This window comes from Peptoniphilus grossensis ph5 (genome assembly GCF_000311825.1).
GTDB classification, from domain to species: domain Bacteria; phylum Bacillota; class Clostridia; order Tissierellales; family Peptoniphilaceae; genus Peptoniphilus_A; species Peptoniphilus_A hominis.
Genome location: NZ_HE978566.1, coordinates 342,562 through 363,656 on the forward strand (window position 1 = coordinate 342,562; position 21,095 = coordinate 363,656).

Here is a 21,095-nt window from a genome sequence, read left to right on the forward strand (position 1 = left end):
ATGTTAATATAAATTTAATTTGTGGTTATTAGCCTTAACAAAGCTGTCATTAAATATTCACAATTTTTTATTATAATAAAGCAGGTGATTAAATGTTTAAGATATTAGTTGTTGATGATGAAAAGAGCATAAGAGAAGTTATTAGAACTTATGCTGAATTTGAAGGTCACGAAGTTGTCGAGGCGAGAGATGGCCTTGAAGCAATAGATAAAGTTCGCGAAGAGGATTTTGATGTAATAGTTATGGATATTATGATGCCAAAGCTTGACGGATTTTCTTCTTACAAGGAAATAAAAAAGATTAAAGACATTCCAGTTTTGATGCTTTCAGCAAGAAGCGAGGAGTACGATAAATTATTTGGCTTTGAAATTGGAATTGACGATTATGTAACTAAGCCCTTCTCTCCAAAGGAACTCATGGCAAGGTTAAATGTAATTGTAAATAGAAATAATAAGGTTGAAGAAAACAATACTATGGAGTTTGAAGGGCTAAAAATAGATTTAGACGGAAGAGTTGTATTTGTTGATGACGAAATTGTAGAGCTTACTCCAAAGGAGTACGACCTTTTAGTCTACATGGTTAAGAATAAAAATATTGCCCTTTCAAGGGACAAGCTTTTAAACCAAGTTTGGGGCTATGATTTTTATGGCGAAGACAGAACAGTTGACACTCACATAAAAATGCTTAGAAATTCAATTAAGGAATACAGAAAATTTATTATTACTGTAAGAGGAGTGGGATATAAATTTGATACAAGAAATTAAAGAAATAAGGAGAGTAAAAATTGACAAAAACAGCATCCTATTTAAGTTGTGGAAGTCCTTTGTAATTTTTGCTGGACTAATTTTAATTTCTATTTGGCTTTTTCAAACAGTTTTCTTGTCAAGCTTTTATGAAACTATGAAAATTCGTGAAGTTACAAAGGTGGGCAACGAACTGAGAAGTGAATATAATTCTGAGGATTTTGAGACAAAACTTTCCAATTACGCCAACACAAAGGGTCTTGAGATTAAAGTCTTAGACGAAAATGGCGCTTGGGTTTTTCCTCTAAGGTTGTTTGACGAATTTGTTGAAAGACCGAGAATGATTTGGGAAAATTTTGACAAGTTTTTTGGCTCACTAAAAAGGGACAACAGGACTTATAAAATTTATACAGTTAGGTATGAAAACTTAAAGGACCCATCAATTATTTATGCAGGCTACCTTGGAAACACTGATGGAGAAGATTATTATCTCTACATAAATTCAGTTTTAAAGCCGGTGGACGCAACAGTTGATGTAATAAGAAGAATTTTAATAATTATTTCTTTCTTGGCCCTTATTTTTGCATCAATAACTGCATATTTTGTTTCAAGAAGACTATCAAGACCCCTTGTAAGGATGTCAAACACTGCCAAGGAACTTGCCAAGGGAGATTATAAGGTTCAGTTTAGGAAGGGCGAATACACAGAAATCGACGACCTTTCCAACACTCTTAACTATGCAAAAAATGAACTTACAAAGACAATTGAAATGAGAAAGGACTTAGTGGCAAATGTAAGTCACGACTTAAAGACACCACTTACTGTTATAAAGTCCTATGGCGAAATGATTAGGGACATATCTGGTCCAAATGAAACTTTGAGGAACAAACACCTTGAGACAATTATCAGTGAGGCTGACAATTTAACTGCGCTGGTAAATGATTTGCTGGATCTTTCAAAAATTGAATCTAATCTTGAAGAGATTAAAAAGGAAGAATTTGACTTAGAGGATTCTGTCCATGAAGTCTTAGATAGGTTTAAAATCAATAAAAATTATTCTGATTACAGCTTTGTAATTGATTCACAGGGTGACACGAGAATTTTAGGCGACAGGTCAAAAATAAATCAAGTCATTTATAATTTAATTAACAATGCCATAAATTATTCGCCAGTAAATAAGGAAATCAAGCTAGTAATTAGAGGCGATGAAGAAAAAACTGAATTTCACTGCATCGACAGGGGAATAGGCATCGAGGAAGAGGACATCAAGGGCATTTGGGACAGGTTTTACAGGGTGAGAAACAACCACACGAGGCCAGAGATTGGAACAGGTCTTGGCTTATATATTGTGAAGACCATAATGGAACTTCACGGCTACGAGTATGGCGTTCACTCAAAAATAAATGAAGGCTCAGACTTTTACTTTATTGGAAGTAAATAGTTAAAAAATAAATAAATTTTTGAATCGACTAGAGATAGTCGATTTTTTTATGGTCATTTTTATTTAATTATTTTTCATGGATAAGAGAAAATTTGAAAAATATTTTAGAAATTATTTTTGGAAAAATTTTTTCAAAATATAAAATTTTAAGCGAAAATTTTTATTTTATTTTCTAAATATTAAATTCTAAAAAAATTTTTAAAGCAGAAGAAAAATGTTTTTATAATAAAACAATTTTCTACATAAAATAAAAATTAGTGCCATTAGTCCTCATTTTAAAAAACTAATTAAAAGAGTAGAAAATGGCGACTTTATGTAGTAGAATTAACTTAAGTGGAGCGAAGTGGCATAAAAAAACATATAAGTGGAATAAAGTGGAGAATAAAATGTTAATAGGCGAATTTAGACATAACCTAGACCCAAAGGGCAGAATTACAATTCCATCAAAGTTTAGAGAGGACCTTTCTGTATTTGTAATGACGAAGGGTTTAGACGACTGCCTATTTTTATATCCAAAGGACCAATGGGAGAAGATTGAAAACAAATTAAAAGAGCTTCCAATGACTAATAAAGCTGTTCGTTCCTTTGTGAGAACATTTTTCTCTGGTGCAGTAGATTGCGTATTAGACAAGCAGGGAAGGGTGCTTATAGCAGAAAATTTAAGAGATTATGCAAATCTTGAAGATAAATGCGTAATTATAGGTCTTTCCAATCGTGCAGAAGTTTGGTCTGAAGAAAATTGGAATAGATACAATGAAGAGGAAGCACTTTCTTATGAAGAACTTGCTGAAAAGATGTCGGAGTTGGGAATATAATGGATTTTTCACATAAAAGCGTTCTTTTAAAGGAAACAATTGAAGGATTAAATGTTAGAAGGGGAAAAATTTATCTCGACGGGACTCTTGGTGGAGCAGGCCACAGTTACGAAATCCTAAAAAAACTTGATGGCACTGGACTTTTAATTGGCATAGATCAAGACCAAGAGGCACTTAAGGCTGCAAGAGAGAAACTTTCTGAATTTAAAAATGTAGAATACTTTAATTTAAATTACATAGACTTTGAAAAAGCATTAGATGAGCTTGGCATTGAAAAGATTGACGGAGTCCTACTTGATATAGGGGTTTCATCCTATCAATTTGACAATCCGGAGAGAGGGTTTTCCTATAGGTTTGACGCACCACTTGATATGAGAATGGATAAGAGTCTAGAAATTTCTGCCAAGGACATTGTAAATACATATAGTGAAGATGAAATCACAGAAATTATTAGGGAATACGGCGAAGAAAAATGGGCTTCAAGAATTTCTAAATTTATTGTCCAAGAGAGAAAAAATAAAAAAATTGATACAACTTTTGAGCTTGTTGAAATAATAAAAAATGCTATTCCTGCTGGAGCGAGGAGAACTGGTCCTCATCCTGCCAAGAGAACTTTCCAAGCCCTAAGGATTGAAGTAAATAAGGAACTTGATGTTCTTAAGAACTCCATTGATAAATTTGTCCACAGATTAAATCCTGGTGGAAGAATTGCAATTATCACTTTTCATTCCCTTGAAGATAGAATTGTAAAAAATTCCTTTAAATATTTGGAAAAGGACTGTATATGTCCACCTACTTCTCCAATATGCACCTGCAATAAGAAGAGGGAAATAAAAATTATCACGAGAAAACCAATTACTGCAAGTGAAGAGGAATTAAAGGAAAATAATAGATCACACTCAGCAAAACTGCGAATTGCCGAAAAATTAGAGGTGTAAAATGGTAAAAAGATTAACTAAAATTTCAAATAAAAGTTATAATAGATATAAGAATCAACTTTTAAATAATAAGCCTTTTATTTTTACTTTGGCAATTGTTATAATTATATTTGCTGCAATTTTGATTTTGTATTCACAAATAGCAGGACTTGATAGAGAAATTTTAAAGCAAAAGGCTGAAATTGATGAATTGAATAAAACTAAGATAACTCTTGTAGGTGAGATAAAAGCTGTAAAATCTTCAGCACAAATTGCTGAAGAAGCTATGTATAAACTTGGCATGGTCTATCCTTCTGAAGACCAAATAGTTTATATTGATTCCGGGGAAGAAAAGAAGCTTGGAGATATTAATTACAATGTTTTCTTAAGTCCAATTGTCTCAGTCCTCAGATCCTTTACAAGAGATTAGGAGGATATAATTGAAAAATAATAAATTTAAAGCTAGAGATAAGAAAAAGAAAGGTGGATTTACAAGGCACACTGACCATGCCAATAGATTCATATTTATATTTTTTATCTTTCTAGCTTTTTTATTTGTGGTACTAATAGCTAAGCTTTTGTACATACAAATTGTTCAATCAGAAGAATTAACTATTGCTGCCTTAAACCAACTTACTAGGACTGAAGTAATAAACTCTAATCGTGGAATAATTTATGACAGAAACAATAAAGAGATGGCTGTAAACATTACTAAGTGCAATGTTTTTTACAACATGGATTATTTTAAGCAGGGTAGAGAAGAAAGTGATAAGGACTTTAAAGATAGAAAAGAAAGAATTTATGACGAAGATGCAGAGACTATATCAGAGGTAACTGGCATAGAATTTGATGAAATAAGAGGTCTTATGCATGGCGACAAGGTTGTGAGACTTGCCACGAATATTGACAGAACTAAGGCCATGCAGTTAAAGGATTTGAGAGCAGAAACACTTAAAGAAAATCAAGGCAAAAAGAGGAATTTAAAATATAACTTGTTGCCAATTTCCATTGACGATGTTACAAGAAGGCTCTATCCCTTTAACAACCTCGCCTCTTACATCATAGGCTTTACAAATGATGAAAATATTGGACAATATGGAATAGAAGCAAGTTACGATGAAGAACTTGCAGGAATTTCAGGCAAAAATGTTTCCTTAAAGGACAATGCACAAAATAAAATTCCACTAACTGATGAGGAAACTTATGCACCTAAGGAAGGCTACTCTGTAGTTTTGTCCATTGATTCAAATATTCAACAGTTTGCAGAAACGGCTGCAGAAAATGCAAAGAAAGAGAACAAGGCAGACAAGGTATCGGTAATAGTGCAAGACACTATGACTGGTGAAATTTTGGCAATGACAACTAAGGATGACTATAATCTAAATGACCCAAGAGCTCCTATTAACGAAAAACAGGAGAAGGAGTGGAAGAATTTAGACGATGACGAGAAGATGGAGAACTTGTATGACAACTGGAGAGACTTCAATGTAAATGATCAGTATGAGCCAGGTTCTACTTTTAAACTTATAACTGCAGCAGCTGCCATTGAAGAGAACACTGCTCAACCTGATTCCCAATATTCTTGCCAAGGCGTCATGAAGGTAGGGGACAGAAGACTATCCTGTACAAGTCATACTAGGGGAATGAAAAGTCTTGCCAAGGCAATAGAAGAGTCCTGTAATATGACTATGATTCAAGTTGGTCAAGATTTAGGTCCAGAAAAGTTTTTAAAATACATTAAGGCCTTTGGCTTTGGAAGAAAAACTGGCATAGAACTTTATGGTGAGTCCCTAGGTCTTATACCGGCATCTGCTGATGACATAGGAAAGGTAAAACTTGCCACAATGTCCTATGGACACTCAATTGCAGTTTCTCCACTTCAACTAATAAATGCAGTAAGTGCAATTTCCAATGGTGGATTTTTAAATAAGCCAACACTAGTAAAAGAATTAGTTGATGCCAATGGAAATGTTATTGAAAAGAAGAGAACTGAACTTAGAAGAAGAGTAATTTCTGAAGAAACTTCTGACAAGATGAAATACATGATGAAAAGAGTTGTGGATAATGGAACAGGAAAGCTTGCCCAGGTCCCTGGCTATCAAGTAGGGGGCAAGTCTGGTACTGCAAATATTGCCACAACTACTGGCTACTTAGATGCCTACAATTCATCCTTCGTGGCTGTTGCACCACTTAATGACCCAAGGCTAACTGTACTTGTAGTTATAAACAATCCTAAGGAGGGAATCCTAGGCGGAGCTGTAGCTGCACCAGTTGTTCAAGAAATTTTAAGCAAGTCTTTAAATTATATGAAGATTCAAAAAACTGAAGAAGTTGATGAAAAGGAAGACTTTGTATCAGTTCCCGATGTAGAAGGGTTACTTTTAGAAGATGCAGGAAAAATTTTACTTAAATCTGGACTTAGGTTTAACACCAATGCCCATGGAGTGGAAAATTATTCTGTGGTCTTAAATCAAAATCCATCACCATCTTCTTATGTATTAAAAGACTCCATAGTGGATCTTGCTATTAATGATAGAGATAGCGGTATATTAGTCATGCCTGACCTATCGAGAAAGACTAGAAAAGAAGCTATATCTATTTTAAATTCTATGAATATAGAGTATAATATCAGAGGAAATGGCGACTTTATATCACAAAGTCCTAGAGCTGGCAAAAAAATTAGTGGCGATGCGACTATTACTATTAATTACACAAAAATAAAGGATGAAGATCTTTTAGATGAAGAAAATTCTCAGGCTAATAATAGTGTCAAGACAAATAATAAAAACTTAAAGGAAGAAAGCTCTAGTAAAAAGAAAAAATCTTTAAAAAATAATAAAGATACAAAGAATGAATCAAATAATAATGAAAATTCAAATAAAGGAAAAAGAAAAAAGGACTAGGACGGAAGTAATATGAATTATATAGTAAATGTATTGTTGGGATTAATTTTCTCACGGATTTTTGGAAGAATTTTTATTCCTATGTTAAAAAGATTGCACGCAGGTCAAAGTATAAGAGAAGATGGACCCCAAAGTCACATGAAAAAAAGTGGCACACCAACTATTGGTGGACTTATATTTTTAGCTTCTGCAATAATCACAACTTTAGTCACTGGAAATTTTAAAGTATCTGTCTTAATGATACTTTTCTCCACACTAGCCTTTGGAGCAGTGGGCTTCATTGACGATTATATAAAGGTTGTGAAGAAGAGAAATCTAGGTCTTCGTGCCTACCAAAAACTTCTCTTACAAATTATTACTGCAGTGATCTTAATAATTTATCAATATAATTCTAAAAATATGGGGACAGACCTATACATTCCCTTTTTAAAAGATTATAGATCTATTGGAGTTTTTTATGTTCCCTTTATAATTTTTGTAATTGTAGGAACTGTAAATTCAGTAAATTTAACTGATGGCTTAGATGGACTTTCAACTAGCGTTACAATAATTTGTCTATTATTTTTTAATGTAGTTGCTATAAAGTTTCAAAGATACGAAATAGCAGCCTTCTGCTTGGCGCTTGCAGGTGCCTTAATGGGATTTTTGATCTTCAACAAGTATCCAGCCAAGGTTTTTATGGGAGACACAGGGTCTCTGGCACTGGGTGGAGCAATTTCTGCAATTGCTCTTCTCTTAAATGTGCCACTAATTCTTCCTATAGCAGGTGGAATATATTTTATAGAAACTCTCTCAGTAATCATCCAAGTAGTAAGCTTTAAGACTAGGGGAAAGAGAGTATTTCTCATGTCACCACTTCACCATCATTTTGAACAAAAGGGTTGGCATGAGAAAAAGGTAGTTGCAGTATTTTCATTAGTTGAATTTATACTTTGTATAATTTCATATTTAATTTTATTTTAGGTGATAGACATGTTAGAAAACAAAAATATTCTTATAATGGGTTTTGGCGTAACGGGAAAGGCAACTTTAAAATTTTTAAAGGAATTCCCTTGCAAAATTTACATTTACGACAGCAATTTAGATCTTCAAAAGTTAAATGTGGATGAAGATTTTATAATTTTTAAGGAAGAAGATTTAGATAAAATTGATTTAATAGTCAAAAGTCCAGGAATTTATCCTTTCCACGAACTTTTAGTAAAGGCTAGAGAAAAAAATATAGAAATTATTTCCGATATTGAGCTTAGCTACAGAAATTTAAAAACAAATAATGTAGTTGCAGTTACTGGTACAAATGGAAAAACAACAACAACTACAATTATTGGCGATATTTTAAGAAGAAAGTCAAAAACCTTTGTCGTTGGCAATATAGGTAAGGGTATCTTAGAAATAACTGAAGAAGCAAAAAGTGATGACTATGTAGTTATTGAAGCTTCATCCTTCCAATTGGAGCACACAAAATTATTTAAACCACATATTGCACTTTTAACTTATGTTACAAGTGACCACCTAGACTGGCACAAGACTACTCAAAATTATGTTGACGCAAAATTTAAAATTTTTGCCAATCAAGATGAAGATGACTTTGCAATTTTAAATTATGAAAATAAGGAACTTGCTGAAAATTATAATTTAAAGGGCAAAAAATATTATTTTTCAATGCACAAGATTTCTGAAAAAGGAGCCTTCCTTGATAAGGGAAAAATTTATTTTAATGACGGCGAAAAGGTAGAAGAAATTTTAGATGTCAAGGAAATAAAAATCCCTGGAGATCATAACATTAAAAACATTATGGCTGCCATTATTGCAAGTAAACTTTTAAATATTGATACAGAAACTATAAGAAAGAGCATTATATCCTTTACTGGCGTTGAACACAGAATTGAATTTGTAAGAGAATTAGATGGAGTAAAATATTACAACGACTCCAAGGGAACTAATCCAGATTCAACGGAAGTTGCAGTTGCAGCCATGGATGGGGATGTAATTCTCATAGCTGGTGGCTATGATAAGGGCGCAAGCTTTGATGATTTAATTGAAAAATCAAAAAATAAATTAAAAACAGTAATTTTATTTGGTGAAACTGCAGAAAAATTTTCAAATTCTTGCAAAAAATCAGAGGTTGAATTTTATATTGTAAAGGATTTAAACAAGGCTGTTGAACTTGCAAAGAAATTGTCAAAAGATGGAGATGATGTACTCCTATCTCCTGCATGTGCATCCTGGGATATGTACAGTGATTATGAAGTGAGAGGACGACACTTTAAGGATTTAGTTAGAGAGTTGGTATAGATGAAACTAAAAAGGGACATGAAAGATGTGGATTTAGTGCTTTTAATTACCATGATACTTTTAATAGTAATTGGTTTAATAGCAGTAACATCAGCATCTTTTCCCACTGCAAAAAAATACAATTTAAATAGTTTTCACTATCTAATTAGGCAGGGAGTATTCCTTATCCTGGGAATTATTGCCATGGTCTTTATAATTAGGGTGCCAAGGTCTGTAATTTATAAAAATATTACTTGGCTTTTTATTTTAAGTGTTATATTAGTGTTATTACTTTGGACTCCACTGGGTTCAGCCAAAAAAGGGCAAGCTAGGTGGATTGACCTTAAAGTTATTCCTTTAAAGTTTCAACCTTCAGACCTACTTAAATTAACTTCAATTGTATTTTTGTCAAAATATCTATCCAAAAATATTTACACACTTAAAGAAGCTAGGACTTTTATCACTGCCGTTGCTATAATGGGTGTATCAGTAGGACCCATTATGATCAAGGACTTTTCTACTGCAGTAGTAATTGGAGTGTCTCTATTTGCCATCTTATTAGCTGCCGGAATAGACAGGAAGCAGTTTTTGTTTCTGGTGGTCTTGGGTATTATCTTTATATATTTAATTTTAAAGGACCCAGAAAATGAATTTAGAATAAAGAGAATTTTGGGATTTGTATCTGACTCAACAGATTATCAGTCCAGAGACTTATACCAAGCTAGACAATCACTTTATGCCTTTGCCCTTGGAGGATATTCAGGCGTTGGGCTTTTTAGGTCTCGTCAAAAATACACGAACCTTCCTGAAGCATACACTGACTTTATTTTTTCAGTTATGGCAGAAGAATTTGGTTTTATTGGAACTTTTATAATTATTTTACTTTTTATAATTTACATTTATAGGGGTTATATGATTGCCTATAAGGCGACAAATTATTTTGATAAATTTACAGCAATTGGCATGACAACCTACATTGGCATACAGGCATTTTTCAACATGGGCGTATGTGCAAAACTCCTTCCTGTTACGGGAATCACGCTTCCCTTTATATCCTATGGGGGAACTGCACTGGTAATGGCAATTGCATCTACGGCAATTTTACTTAAAATTTCGAAAGAAGGCACTATATGAAATATATTTTATCTGGTGGCGGAACTGGAGGGCACATTTATCCTGCCCTTGCCATTGGGGAAGAAATAAAAAAACAAGACAAAGAGGCAAAAATTTTATATGTGGGCAAGAAAAATTCCCTAGAGGAAGAGCTTGCAAAGAAATATAATTTTGATTTTGAGGGAATTGATATTTCTGGACTTCCAAGAAAAAAACTAAATAAGGACACTGTTATAACTTTTTACAATTTGATGAAGGGTTTGAAACAGTGCACAAAAATTTTAGATGACTTTAAGCCAGATATTGTAATTGGAACTGGTGGCTATGTTTGTGCTCCAATTGTCTTTAAGGCACAACAAAAAAAGATTAAGACGGCAATCCAAGAGCAAAACGCTTATCCAGGAAAGACTAATAAAATTTTGGCTAAAAAGGCAGACTATGTCTTTATAAATTTTATGGAAGCTAAAAAATATTTAAATAACGAAAATATTGTTTTTACAGGAAATCCAATTAGAGATGTTTTTTCTCATCTTGACAGAAAAAAATCAAGAGATGAATTAAAGATAGGTGACGATGAGAAATTTGTATTTTCCTTTGGCGGATCTGGTGGACAAGAATCCACTAATGATGCAATTTTAGAAATTTTAAATAAAAAGGAAAAACTTCCCTTTAAGCTCACTCATGTAACTGGAAGAGACCACTATGATTACTTTATGGAAAAACTTGGTGAAGTTCCTGAAGGTGTAGAAATTTTAGATTACACCCATAAAGTTTATGACTATCTTTCTAGTGCAGACCTTGTAATTGCATCTTCATCAGCCATGACCTTGGCAGAGATTTCTGCGATTGGTATAGCATCAATTCTAATACCAAAGGCTTACACTGCAGGAAATCATCAATACTACAATGCCATGAGCTATAGCAATATGGGTGCAAGTTCAGTTATTGAAGAAGAAAATCTAAAGGGAGAAAGTCTATTAAAGGCAATAGAAAAAATATTAAATAACGATGAGGAAAGAAAATTAATGGCAGAAAACTCTAAGAAGTTGGCAAGTCCAGATGCCGTTAAAAAAATAGTTGATATAATTTTAAAGTGATTTTATGAAAAAGTTGGAAAAGAAAAAAAGAAAACTGAATAAGAAAAGAAAATATTTTAGGATTTTTATTAGGTTTTTTATATTTTTTTCCTTCATTTTTTTATTAATTTTTGCACTAAAAAATTCTAATCTATTTAAAATAAAAAATGTTACAATTGATGGAAATAAAAATGTATCTACTGCCACAATAAAAAAAGTTTCAGGTCTTAATAGGGGGGGCAAATATTTTGTCATTTCAAAAAAGGATAGGCTAGAAAAAATAAAGTCCATTCCTTACATAAATGATGCCAAAATATCCTATAGTATAAGTGGAAATGTGAAAGTGAATGTCACTGAGAGAACGCCCTACTATCAAATTGAGTCCAATGATTATCTAATTGTAGATGAGGATTTTAGAATTATAAAAAATTCCAAGAAAAAATCTGACAATTTAGTTAATTTATCAGGCTTTAATGTAGATGACCCCAAGGCAGGAAATTATATTTTGACTAACAAAGAAGATGAAGAGAAGAGAGATCTTCTCCTTGAATTAAAAAAAGATGAATATTCTCTTCGTGGAAACATAAGAGATATTGAACTTTTAGACTCAATAGCTACCTTTACCACAGTTGGCGGAATAAAAATTGAGTTTGGCTCCTATAGCAATACTTCCTATAAGTTAAGGATGTTATCATTAATTTTAGATGACATAAAGAAAACCAACAAAAATGCCATTATTATTCAAATGGAAAAGGGTGAAAACCCAATTTTAATAACAGATGGCGAAGAAAGCAAAAACAAAAATAATAATAAAAACAAAAAAGAAGATAATAATTCTGAAAATAAGGAAAAAAGTTATAGGGAAAAGGAAAAAAATTAGTAAAAATGCAAATAAAAGTCAGCAAATGACCTTTATATATTGACTATTTACAAGTATTTCTATAAAATAATAGTAATGAATATAAAAACAATCAAATAGTATATGAGGAGGATGTTTATGTTGGAATTCGATATGGACCAAGACGAATTTGCCAAAATTAAAGTAGTTGGCGTTGGTGGCGGCGGAAATAATGCTGTCAATAGAATGATTAGCGCTGGTGTAAAGGGTGTAGAATTTTTAGTATTTAACACTGATAAGCAAGCACTTAAAAATTCACTTGCAGAAACTAAAATTCAACTTGGTGAAAAAATTACTAAGGGTCTTGGAGCAGGTGCAAATCCTGAAGTAGGAGAACAAGCAGCAGAAGAATCAATTGATGAAATTAGAGAAGCTCTTGAAGGTGCCGATATGGTATTTATCACTGCAGGAATGGGTGGAGGTACTGGTACTGGTGCAGCTCCTGTTATTGCTGATGTTGCTAAAGAATTAGGTCTACTTACAGTTGGCGTTGTTACAAAACCATTTACATTTGAAGGTAGAAAAAGAGCAAAATCTGCCGAAATAGGAATAAATTCTCTAAAGGGAAAAGTTGATACTCTAGTTATAATTCCAAATGACAGACTTCTAAGCATTTCAGACAAGAAGACTAGCTTCTCACAAGCTTTTGAAATGGCAGACGACATTTTAAAACAAGGTATTCAAGGTATTTCAGATTTAATTTCTGTACCAAACTTAATTAACCTTGACTTTGCCGATGTTAAGACAATTATGTATGACAAGGGCGTTGCTCACATGGGTATTGGTCGTGCATCAGGTGATGAAAGAGCTACAGAAGCAGCTAGACTTGCAATTAATTCTCCTCTACTAGAAACTTCTATTGAAGGAGCAAAATCTGTTCTATTAAATATCACTGCAGGATCAGATCTTGGTATATTTGAAGTTAATGAAGCAGCTGATTTAATTAGAGACTGTGTATCTGAAGATGCAAATATTATCTTTGGTGCAGGAATTGACGAATCACTTAAGGATGAAGTTAAGATCACAGTTATTGCAACTGAATTTGATCAATATAAAGACGAAAAGAAAGAAAAGAAAGAAAAGAAAGTTGAAATGCCAGGAACTCCTATTGGAACAATTGGCGAAGACGATGAAGAAGACAATGGAGAACTTAAAATTCCTTCTTTCTTGAGAATTAACAGAAAATAATTTTGTAATTTCATAATATAACGAATTGGACATTGGAGACAATGTCCTTTTTTAATTTATATCTTTAAAAGTTTACAGCAATGACTTGAGGAAAATCGTTTTTATAAAAATTTTTTAGAAATAAAAAATAAATTTTGTTGAAAATATTAAGAAAGAGAAATATTTGTTTCATCAATTTAGAAGGATAAAATAGTTACTAATTGATACAAAAAATTATAAATTTTTCTTTATATTTTAAAATTAATAAATAAAAGTTAAACAAGTAGTAAAAATTTTCAAGACTACTTTTTATTTAAATAATTTTTGTTATAATATAATCTGCTAGCAAAAAAGGAGGAATATTTTAAAGATGAACATAACATTTAATTTAATGCAAACGGTAGGCTTTGCTATAATAGTTTACTACATAGGCAAGTTTTTAAGAAAGAAGATTAGTTTCTTTCAAAAGTTTTGTGTGCCAGCACCAGTAATTGGCGGATTTTTATTTGCAATAATAAGATTTTTATTACAAGTTGGTGGCATAGCAACTTTTGAATTTGATCAAGCTCTACAAAACCCATTTATGATGGTATTCTTTACAGCAATAGGTGTTGGGGCAGACCTTGAAACTTTGAAAAAGGGTGGAAAGGGATTCTTAATTTTCTGGTTAATATCAGCAATTTTAGTTTTAGGACAAAATACAATTGGTCTTGTTTTAGCTAAGGCTCTTTCAGAAAATCCATTACTTGGACTAGTATGTGGTTCAGTTACAATGGTAGGCGGACATGGTTCAGCAGGTGCTTGGGGAGGTACTTTTGCTAAGCTAGGTTTAGAAAATGGAAAGACTTTTGCACTTGCAGCTGCAACATTTGGTGTAATTATGGGTTCTCTAATTGGTGGACCTATAGGTTCAACTCTTATTAGAAAACACAATCTATCTGGAGATAAAAGCGACGTGTCAAATCTTGACGATGTGCTAGAACATCTTGAAGAAAACAATGCAGGAGAAGGCTATGAAAGAGTAGTTCCTCTTCAAGCAGGTGACTTCATAAAAGTTCTTGGATTAATTTTTGTATCTGTTGGTCTAGGAGCTATCTTACAAGAATTTATTAGAACTCATGTATCTATATTGGGCAAGGAATTAAACTTACCAGCTTATGTAACATCAATGATTATTGCAGGTATTTTCGTAAACACTATTGGTAAAAAGGGACCTTTAATGGTTAACCAAAGAGCCAATTCAATTTGCGGAGATGTTGGACTAAATGTATTCTTGGTAATGGCATTAATTGACATCAACTTACTTGACTTAAAAGATGTTGCAGGACACATGCTTATAATTTTATTTGCACAAACTTTATTTATGGCATTTTTTTGCTTACTTTGTAACTTATTGGGCTATGGGTAAAAATTATGACGCAGCAGTACTCTCTGGTGGTATTTGTGGATTTGGTATGGGTGCAACTTATAACGCCCTTGCTAACATGGACTCAATCACAGAAAGGTTTGGTCCATCACCAAAAGCCTACTTCATTCTACCAATGGTAGGTGCTTTTGCAATTGATATTACAAATTCAATTTTTATCACAATTTTCTTAAATATTGCACAAAGTATTTCATAAAAATGAATTTTTTAGACCGAGCACCCTGTGTTCGGTTTTTTTTATTGCAAAGCTTTTCTATGATTAATTGATTAAAAGATTTTTAAGTGATATTATTAATTCAAAGGGTCCAAGGGACCTTATTTAAATGAGGTGAAGACTATGAAATGTCCCTTCTGCGGATATGATGATTCAAAAGTTTTAGACACTAGACCTACTGATGAAGGTTATACAATAAGAAGAAGGCGTGAGTGTTTAAAATGCCAAAAAAGATTTACTACTTATGAAAAAATTGAACAATCTCCAGTTATGGTTATAAAAAAAGACGGCAACAGGCAAGCCTTTGATCGCGACAAGATCGTTAGAGGAATGATAAAGTCCTGCGAAAAAAGACCTGTGTCTGCTGATGAAATTGAAGAAGCAGTTAACAACATTGAAAAGAAAATAGAAAACTCCATGAGAAGAGAAATAACTTCTCTTGAAATTGGGGAAATGGTAATGGACGAGCTAAAGGACTTAGATGAAGTTTCCTATGTTAGATTTGCATCAGTTTACAGGGAATTTAAAGATCTTCAATCCTTTGTAGACGAGCTTGAAAATTTTGTAAAAAAGAAGAATTAAAATGGATTTATTCGAATTTAGCATGCAAAAAAATTTAAGGAGAGAGGCGCCCCTTGCCGACAGGATGAGACCGAGAAATTTAGATGAATTTGTTGGCCAAGACCATGTAATTGGTCAGGGGAAATACTTGTCAAGGCTTATAAAGAGCGACAGACTTTCTTCTATTTTATTTTATGGACCGCCTGGAGTTGGAAAGACAACTTTGGCAGAAATAATTGCAAAGACCACAAATAAAAATTTTATAAAACTTTCTGCTGTCACTTCAAACTTAAAAGAGCTTCGTGAAGTTTTGAAAAATGCTGAAGACTCAATGAAGTTTCACAACATCTCCACTATTGTTTTTATTGACGAAATTCACAGGTTTAATAAGACTCAGCAAGATGCCCTGTTGCCCTTTGTGGAAAGAGGAGTCATAACTTTAATTGGAGCCACAACAGAAAATCCCTACTTTGAAGTCAATAGAGCCCTCTTATCTAGGATGCAAATTATAAATTTACTGCCACTGGAAGATAAGGACCTCTATAAAATGCTTGACATGGCATTGAGTGACAAGGAAAGAGGCTTTGGCAATAAAAATGTAGAGATTACAGATCTTGCCAAAAAAATTCTCATCAAAAATTCCAATGGAGATGGAAGGTATTTATTAAACAGTTTAGAAATTGCAATTTTATCCACTGATGAAGTTGGTGGAAAAATTTTTGTAGACGAAAATGTAATCGCAAATTCGCTTTTGATTAAAAATATAAAGTACGACAAGGATAATAACGAGCATTACGACACAATCTCTGCCTTTATAAAGTCTATGAGGGGGTCTGATCCTGATGCAGCCCTAATATATCTTGCCAAGATGCTTGAAGGTGGAGAAGACATAAAATTTATAGCAAGAAGGCTCATGATTTTTGCATCAGAAGATGTGGGTAATGCAAATCCTCAGGCAATGGTCATGGCTTCAGCTTGCTTTAACAGCATTAATGCAGTTGGAATGCCAGAAGCGAGAATAATTTTGGCACAAATGGTAACTTACCTTGCATCTTCAGAAAAATCAAATGCGTCCTATCTTGGAATAAATAAGGCTCTGGAAGATGTGAAAAATGAAAATAATATAAATATACCAAAGAACATTAGAGATAAGCACAACCCGCAAAATGAAACTGATGAAAAATATTTATATCCCCACAATTATGAAGGCTCTTATGTAGACCAAAAGTACATACCAGATAATTTTCTTGGCAAAAAATATTATGAACCAAAAGATATTGGCTACGAAAAAATTATTAAGACCTACCTTGACACTTTGAAGTGAGTAAAATTGACAAATGTAGGATTTAATTATATACTTAAACATCATGTAAGGAATACAAATTAGGAGGAATTATGTCAATTAGCATTAGAGATATTTTTAAAAATCCAGAAGATTTTTTAGATAAAGAAATAGTATTAAGTGGTTGGATAAAGACAAGCAGAGCTTCAAAAAATTTTGGCTTTATTGAGCTCACAGATGGAACAGCTTTTAAACCAATTCAAGTAGTTTATGGTAAGGAACTTTCAAATTTTGATGAAATTGAAAAATATCCAATTTCTTCATCACTGGAAGTTACTGGAAAGATTGTTAAGTCACCAGGGAAAAATCAATCCTTTGAACTACAAGCAAATAAAATTGTTGCCATTTGTTCATCTGACCCATCTTATCCTCTTCAAAAGAAGAGACATACAATGGAATATTTGAGGACAATAGCCCATCTTCGTCCAAGAGCAAACACCTTTAATGCTGTTTTCAGAGTTAGGTCACTAATTGCCTATGCAATTCACAAATTTTTCCAAGAAAGGGGATTTGTTTATGTTCACGCTCCAATAATTACAACATCTGATGCTGAAGGCGCAGGAGAAATGTTCCAAGTTACAACTCTTGACATAGCTAGCATAGCAAAGGCAAATCCAACAGAAGTTGACTATTCTAAGGACTTCTTCAACAAAATGACTCACCTAACTGTATCAGGTCAACTTGAAGCTGAAGCCTTTGCAGAAGCCTTCAAAAATGTCTACACTTTTGGACCTACTTTTAGGGCAGAGAATTCAAATACGCAAAGACACGCTGCTGAATTTTGGATGATTGAACCAGAAATGGCCTTTGCAGACTTAAATGTAAACATGGACATTTCAGAAGAAATGTTAAAGTACATCATTTCATATGTACTTGAAAATGCACCACAAGAAATGGAATTCTTTAACAACTTCATCGACAAGGGTCTACTAGAAAGACTTCACAATGTAGTTGAAAATGAATTTGCAAGAATAACTTACACAGAAGCTATTGAAATTCTTGAAAAAGCTGACAGAGAATTTAACTATCCAGTAAGTTGGGGGATTGACCTTCAAACTGAACACGAAAGATATATAACAGAAGAAGTTTTCAAAAAACCAGTTTTTGTAACAGATTATCCAAAGGAAATCAAAGCCTTCTATATGTATGAAAATGAAGATAAAAAAACTGTAGCAGCAATGGACCTTCTAGTACCTGGAGTTGGTGAAATCATTGGAGGAAGCCAAAGGGAACACAGACTTGATGTCCTTGAAGAAAAAATGAAAAATATTGGCATGAATATGGATACTTACGACTGGTATCTTGATCTTAGAAGATATGGATCTGTAGTCCACTCAGGCTATGGACTAGGCTTTGAAAGAGCTGTAATGTATATAACTGGAATGAAGAATATTAGAGATGTAATTCCATTCCCAAGAACTGTTGGAAATGCTGAATTTTAGGAGATAATATGAATAAATATACACCAAGTGAAATAGAAAAAAAATGGCAAGACTTTTGGGATGAACATGAATCCTTTGTCTGCGAAAATAATTCTGACAAAGAAAAATTCTACGCCCTTGTAGAGTTTCCTTATCCATCTGGACAAGGACTTCACGTAGGACATCCAAGACCTTACACTGCTCTTGATATTGTTTCAAGAATGAAGAGAATGCAAGGATATAATGTACTTTTCCCAATGGGTTGGGATGCCTTTGGTCTTCCAACTGAAAACTATGCAATAAAAAATAAGATTCACCCAGCTATAGTTACAAAAAATAACATTGCCCACTTTAAGGAACAGTTAAAATCAATTGGATTTTCCTTTGACTGGTCAAGGGAAATTAACACAACTGACCCAGAATATTATAAGTGGACACAATGGATTTTCTTACAATTATATAAACATGGACTTGCCTACAAAAAAGAAATGCCAATAAACTGGTGTCCATCTTGTAAAGTTGGACTTTCTAACGAAGAAGTTGTAGGTGGCAAATGTGAAAGATGTGGCGAAGAAGTTGTAAGAAGAGTTAAGAGCCAATGGATGTTAAAAATCACTGAATATGCAGATAGACTTATTAATGACCTTGACGATTTAGACTTCATCGAAAGAGTTGTCACACAACAAAAAAATTGGATTGGAAGAAGTGAAGGGGCGAGCATAAACTTCTCACTAAAGGATTATGACGAAAAGCTTGAAGTTTTCACTACTAGACCAGATACAATTTACGGTGCAACTTATATGGTAATTGCTCCTGAACATCCATTAATTGAAAATCACGCAGATAAAATTGAAAACTTAGATGAAATAAATGCCTATAAAGAAGAATGCGCTAAGAAAAGTGAATTCGAAAGAACTGAACTGGAAAAAGACAAAACTGGTGTAGAAATTAAGGGAATTAAGGCAATAAATCCTCTTACAAATAAAGAAATACCAATTTGGATCTCAGACTATGTTCTTATGACTTACGGAACTGGTGCAATCATGGCAGTTCCTGCTCATGACGACCGTGACTACGACTTTGCAAAGAAGTTTGGTTTAGAAATTATTCCAGTAATTGAAGGTTCAGATGTTAGTGAACATGCAAACACTGAAACTTCCACAGGCAAAATGATAAATTCTGGAATTTTAAATGGACTTGAAGTTAAGGATGCCATTGCTAAGATGATTGACTATCTTGAAGAAAATAAGCTTGGCGACAGAAAGATAAATTATAAATTAAGGGACTGGGTATTCTCAAGACAAAGATATTGGGGAGAACCAATACCTATAGTTCACTGCGAAAAATGTGGTTATGTTGCTCTTCCAGAAGAAGAACTTCCACTTTTACTTCCAGAAGTTGAAAACTATGAGCCAACAGATTCTGGTGAATCACCACTTGCTAAGATGACTGATTGGGTTAATACAACTTGTCCAAAGTGTGGTGGACCTGCAAAAAGGGAAACTGATACAATGCCACAATGGGCTGGTTCATCTTGGTACTTCTTGAGATACACTGATCCACACAATGATAAAGAGCTTGCAAGTAAAGAAGCCCTTGAATATTGGACTCCAGTAGACTGGTACAATGGTGGAATGGAACATACTACACTTCACTTATTATATTCAAGATTTTGGCACAAATTCTTGTATGACATTGGAGTTGTTCCAACTAAAGAACCTTATCAAAAGAGGACTTCTCATGGTATGATCCTTGGTGGCAACAACGAAAAAATGTCTAAATCAAGAGGAAATGTTGTAAATCCAGATGACATTGTAAGAGACTATGGTGCCGATACATTAAGATGCTATGAAATGTTTATTGGTGACTTTGAAAAGCCAGTTCCATGGTCAGAAAACGGCGTTAAGGGCTGTAGAAGATTCTTAGAAAGAGTTTGGAATTTACAAAGCCTAGTTGTTGATGGCAATGAATACACAGAAGATTTAGCATCTGAAATTCACAAGACTATTAAAAAAGTCACTGAAGATTATGGAAACTTAAAGGCAAATACAGCCATTGCACAACTTATGACACTTTCAAATGAATTTAGTTCTGCTGGAAAAATCACAAAAGAAGATTTTAGAACTTTCTTAATTTTATTAAATCCAGTTGCTCCACATATAACAGAAGAATTGTGGCAAGCCTGCGACTTGGGTGGAATTCTTTCTGAACAAGTTTGGCCTAAGTACGACGAAAAAATGACTATTGATGATGAAATTGAAATCCCAGTTCAATTTAATGGCAAGGTTAGATATACAATTAAAATTAATAGAGATGCATCACAAGAAGAAGTCTTTGAAGTTGCAGAAAAGGATGAACTTTTTGCAAAAAACACTGAAGGAAAGAAAGTTGTAAAGAAAATTTATATTCCAAATAAGATTGTAAATATAGTTGTAAAATAAAATTGAAAAGCACTTTATAGTGCTTTTCGTTCTTTATGAGGAGTTTTTATGAATAGCATGACTGGCTACGGCCTTTTTGAAAAGAGAAGCGAGGATTTTTATATAAAGGTAGAGATGAAATCAGTTAACAATAGATACCTTGACATAAATGTTAGGATGCCATCATCTATTATGTATGCTGAAGAATCTGTAAAATCTTTTATAAAAAGTAAGATCAAAAGAGGCAAGGTTGATGTCTTTATAAATTTTGAATACTTAGACTCTAGCGATGTTAAAATTGATGTTGACTATGAGCTTCTAAATAAGTATATTAGTATAAGTAAAGATTTACAGGAAAAGTTTGGAG

At 33.2% G+C, this 21,095-nt stretch carries 19 protein-coding genes; all 19 read left to right on the plus strand.

Going from position 1 to position 21,095, the window contains the following annotated elements; all coding sequences use genetic code 11:
* The first annotated feature begins 92 nt into the window (after positions 1–92).
* Entirely contained in the window at positions 93–764 is a 672-nt protein-coding gene (locus tag HGPG_RS01550) for a response regulator transcription factor (RefSeq protein WP_019124293.1), read from the plus strand.
* On the plus strand, positions 748–2,184 hold the full coding sequence (locus HGPG_RS01555) for a sensor histidine kinase (protein ID WP_019124294.1): 1,437 nt from the start codon (positions 748–750) through the stop codon (positions 2,182–2,184). The genes HGPG_RS01550 and HGPG_RS01555 overlap by 17 nt, the downstream gene beginning before the upstream one ends.
* A gap of 386 nt (positions 2,185–2,570) precedes the next feature.
* Complete coding sequence (gene mraZ, locus HGPG_RS01560) at positions 2,571–2,999, plus strand: division/cell wall cluster transcriptional repressor MraZ (protein ID WP_019124295.1); 429 nt, start codon at positions 2,571–2,573, stop codon at positions 2,997–2,999.
* Positions 2,999–3,937: a 16S rRNA (cytosine(1402)-N(4))-methyltransferase RsmH gene (gene rsmH / locus HGPG_RS01565; protein ID WP_019124296.1), complete on the plus strand. Its 939-nt coding sequence runs from the start codon at positions 2,999–3,001 to the stop codon at positions 3,935–3,937. The genes mraZ and rsmH overlap by 1 nt, the downstream gene beginning before the upstream one ends.
* 1 nt (position 3,938) lies before the next feature.
* Positions 3,939–4,346: a septum formation initiator family protein gene (locus HGPG_RS01570; RefSeq protein ID WP_019124297.1), complete on the plus strand. Its 408-nt coding sequence runs from the start codon at positions 3,939–3,941 to the stop codon at positions 4,344–4,346.
* Between the two features lie 10 nt (positions 4,347–4,356).
* Positions 4,357–6,819, plus strand: coding sequence for a penicillin-binding transpeptidase domain-containing protein (locus HGPG_RS01575; protein ID WP_019124298.1), 2,463 nt, complete (start codon positions 4,357–4,359; stop codon positions 6,817–6,819).
* A 12-nt stretch (positions 6,820–6,831) separates the two neighbouring features.
* Positions 6,832–7,782 (plus strand): phospho-N-acetylmuramoyl-pentapeptide-transferase, encoded by a 951-nt coding sequence (gene mraY / locus HGPG_RS01580; RefSeq protein WP_019124299.1) that lies wholly within the window; start codon positions 6,832–6,834, stop codon positions 7,780–7,782.
* A gap of 9 nt (positions 7,783–7,791) precedes the next feature.
* A complete protein-coding gene (murD, locus tag HGPG_RS01585; RefSeq protein WP_019124300.1) occupies positions 7,792–9,111 on the plus strand; it encodes a UDP-N-acetylmuramoyl-L-alanine--D-glutamate ligase in 1,320 nt (439 codons plus the stop codon).
* Entirely contained in the window at positions 9,112–10,224 is a 1,113-nt protein-coding gene (locus HGPG_RS01590; protein ID WP_019124301.1) for an FtsW/RodA/SpoVE family cell cycle protein, read from the plus strand. It abuts the gene before it with no gap.
* Complete coding sequence (gene murG, locus HGPG_RS01595) at positions 10,221–11,300, plus strand: undecaprenyldiphospho-muramoylpentapeptide beta-N-acetylglucosaminyltransferase (protein WP_019124302.1); 1,080 nt, start codon at positions 10,221–10,223, stop codon at positions 11,298–11,300. The genes HGPG_RS01590 and murG overlap by 4 nt, the downstream gene beginning before the upstream one ends.
* 4 nt (positions 11,301–11,304) lie before the next feature.
* The gene (locus HGPG_RS01600) at positions 11,305–12,159 is read left to right on the plus strand and encodes a cell division protein FtsQ/DivIB (RefSeq protein WP_019124303.1); all 855 of its coding nucleotides are present in this window, start codon (positions 11,305–11,307) and stop codon (positions 12,157–12,159) included.
* A 117-nt stretch (positions 12,160–12,276) separates the two neighbouring features.
* Positions 12,277–13,365, plus strand: a complete 1,089-nt coding sequence (gene ftsZ / locus HGPG_RS01605; protein WP_019124304.1) for a cell division protein FtsZ — start codon at positions 12,277–12,279, stop codon at positions 13,363–13,365.
* A gap of 349 nt (positions 13,366–13,714) precedes the next feature.
* Positions 13,715–14,752, plus strand: a complete 1,038-nt coding sequence (locus tag HGPG_RS01610) for a sodium/glutamate symporter (protein ID WP_261794310.1) — start codon at positions 13,715–13,717, stop codon at positions 14,750–14,752.
* Entirely contained in the window at positions 14,745–14,966 is a 222-nt protein-coding gene (locus HGPG_RS10590; RefSeq protein WP_261794311.1) for a sodium/glutamate symporter, read from the plus strand. The genes HGPG_RS01610 and HGPG_RS10590 overlap by 8 nt, the downstream gene beginning before the upstream one ends.
* A gap of 141 nt (positions 14,967–15,107) precedes the next feature.
* Positions 15,108–15,566 (plus strand): transcriptional regulator NrdR, encoded by a 459-nt coding sequence (nrdR, locus tag HGPG_RS01615; protein WP_019124305.1) that lies wholly within the window; start codon positions 15,108–15,110, stop codon positions 15,564–15,566.
* A gap of 1 nt (position 15,567) precedes the next feature.
* A complete protein-coding gene (locus HGPG_RS01620; RefSeq protein ID WP_019124306.1) occupies positions 15,568–16,869 on the plus strand; it encodes a replication-associated recombination protein A in 1,302 nt (433 codons plus the stop codon).
* Between the two features lie 71 nt (positions 16,870–16,940).
* The gene (gene asnS, locus HGPG_RS01625) at positions 16,941–18,329 is read left to right on the plus strand and encodes an asparagine--tRNA ligase (RefSeq protein WP_019124307.1); all 1,389 of its coding nucleotides are present in this window, start codon (positions 16,941–16,943) and stop codon (positions 18,327–18,329) included.
* Positions 18,330–18,337: 8 nt separating this feature from the next.
* Positions 18,338–20,749 carry a leucine--tRNA ligase gene (leuS, locus tag HGPG_RS01630; protein WP_019124308.1) on the plus strand — a complete coding sequence of 804 codons (2,412 nt, stop codon included), beginning with the start codon at positions 18,338–18,340 and terminating at the stop codon, positions 20,747–20,749.
* 48 nt (positions 20,750–20,797) lie between these two features.
* On the plus strand, positions 20,798–21,095 hold a 298-nt coding region (locus HGPG_RS01635; protein ID WP_019124309.1), incomplete at its 3' end, for a YicC/YloC family endoribonuclease.

Bases quoted from the DNA above. Each gene is read 5' to 3' on its own strand.
- HGPG_RS01550 (WP_019124293.1), top strand. From the start codon at position 93: ATGTTTAAGATATTAGTTGTTGATGATGAAAAGAGCATAAGAGAAGTT.
- mraZ (WP_019124295.1), top strand. From the start codon at position 2,571: ATGTTAATAGGCGAATTTAGACATAACCTAGACCCAAAGGGCAGAATT.
- rsmH (WP_019124296.1), top strand. From the start codon at position 2,999: ATGGATTTTTCACATAAAAGCGTTCTTTTAAAGGAAACAATTGAAGGA.
- HGPG_RS01570 (WP_019124297.1), top strand. From the start codon at position 3,939: ATGGTAAAAAGATTAACTAAAATTTCAAATAAAAGTTATAATAGATAT.
- mraY (WP_019124299.1), top strand. From the start codon at position 6,832: ATGAATTATATAGTAAATGTATTGTTGGGATTAATTTTCTCACGGATT.
- murD (WP_019124300.1), top strand. From the start codon at position 7,792: ATGTTAGAAAACAAAAATATTCTTATAATGGGTTTTGGCGTAACGGGA.
- HGPG_RS01590 (WP_019124301.1), top strand. From the start codon at position 9,112: ATGAAACTAAAAAGGGACATGAAAGATGTGGATTTAGTGCTTTTAATT.
- murG (WP_019124302.1), top strand. From the start codon at position 10,221: ATGAAATATATTTTATCTGGTGGCGGAACTGGAGGGCACATTTATCCT.
- HGPG_RS01600 (WP_019124303.1), top strand. From the start codon at position 11,305: ATGAAAAAGTTGGAAAAGAAAAAAAGAAAACTGAATAAGAAAAGAAAA.
- ftsZ (WP_019124304.1), top strand. From the start codon at position 12,277: ATGTTGGAATTCGATATGGACCAAGACGAATTTGCCAAAATTAAAGTA.
- HGPG_RS01610 (WP_261794310.1), top strand. From the start codon at position 13,715: ATGAACATAACATTTAATTTAATGCAAACGGTAGGCTTTGCTATAATA.
- HGPG_RS10590 (WP_261794311.1), top strand. From the start codon at position 14,745: ATGGGTAAAAATTATGACGCAGCAGTACTCTCTGGTGGTATTTGTGGA.
- nrdR (WP_019124305.1), top strand. From the start codon at position 15,108: ATGAAATGTCCCTTCTGCGGATATGATGATTCAAAAGTTTTAGACACT.
- HGPG_RS01620 (WP_019124306.1), top strand. From the start codon at position 15,568: ATGGATTTATTCGAATTTAGCATGCAAAAAAATTTAAGGAGAGAGGCG.
- asnS (WP_019124307.1), top strand. From the start codon at position 16,941: ATGTCAATTAGCATTAGAGATATTTTTAAAAATCCAGAAGATTTTTTA.
- leuS (WP_019124308.1), top strand. From the start codon at position 18,338: ATGAATAAATATACACCAAGTGAAATAGAAAAAAAATGGCAAGACTTT.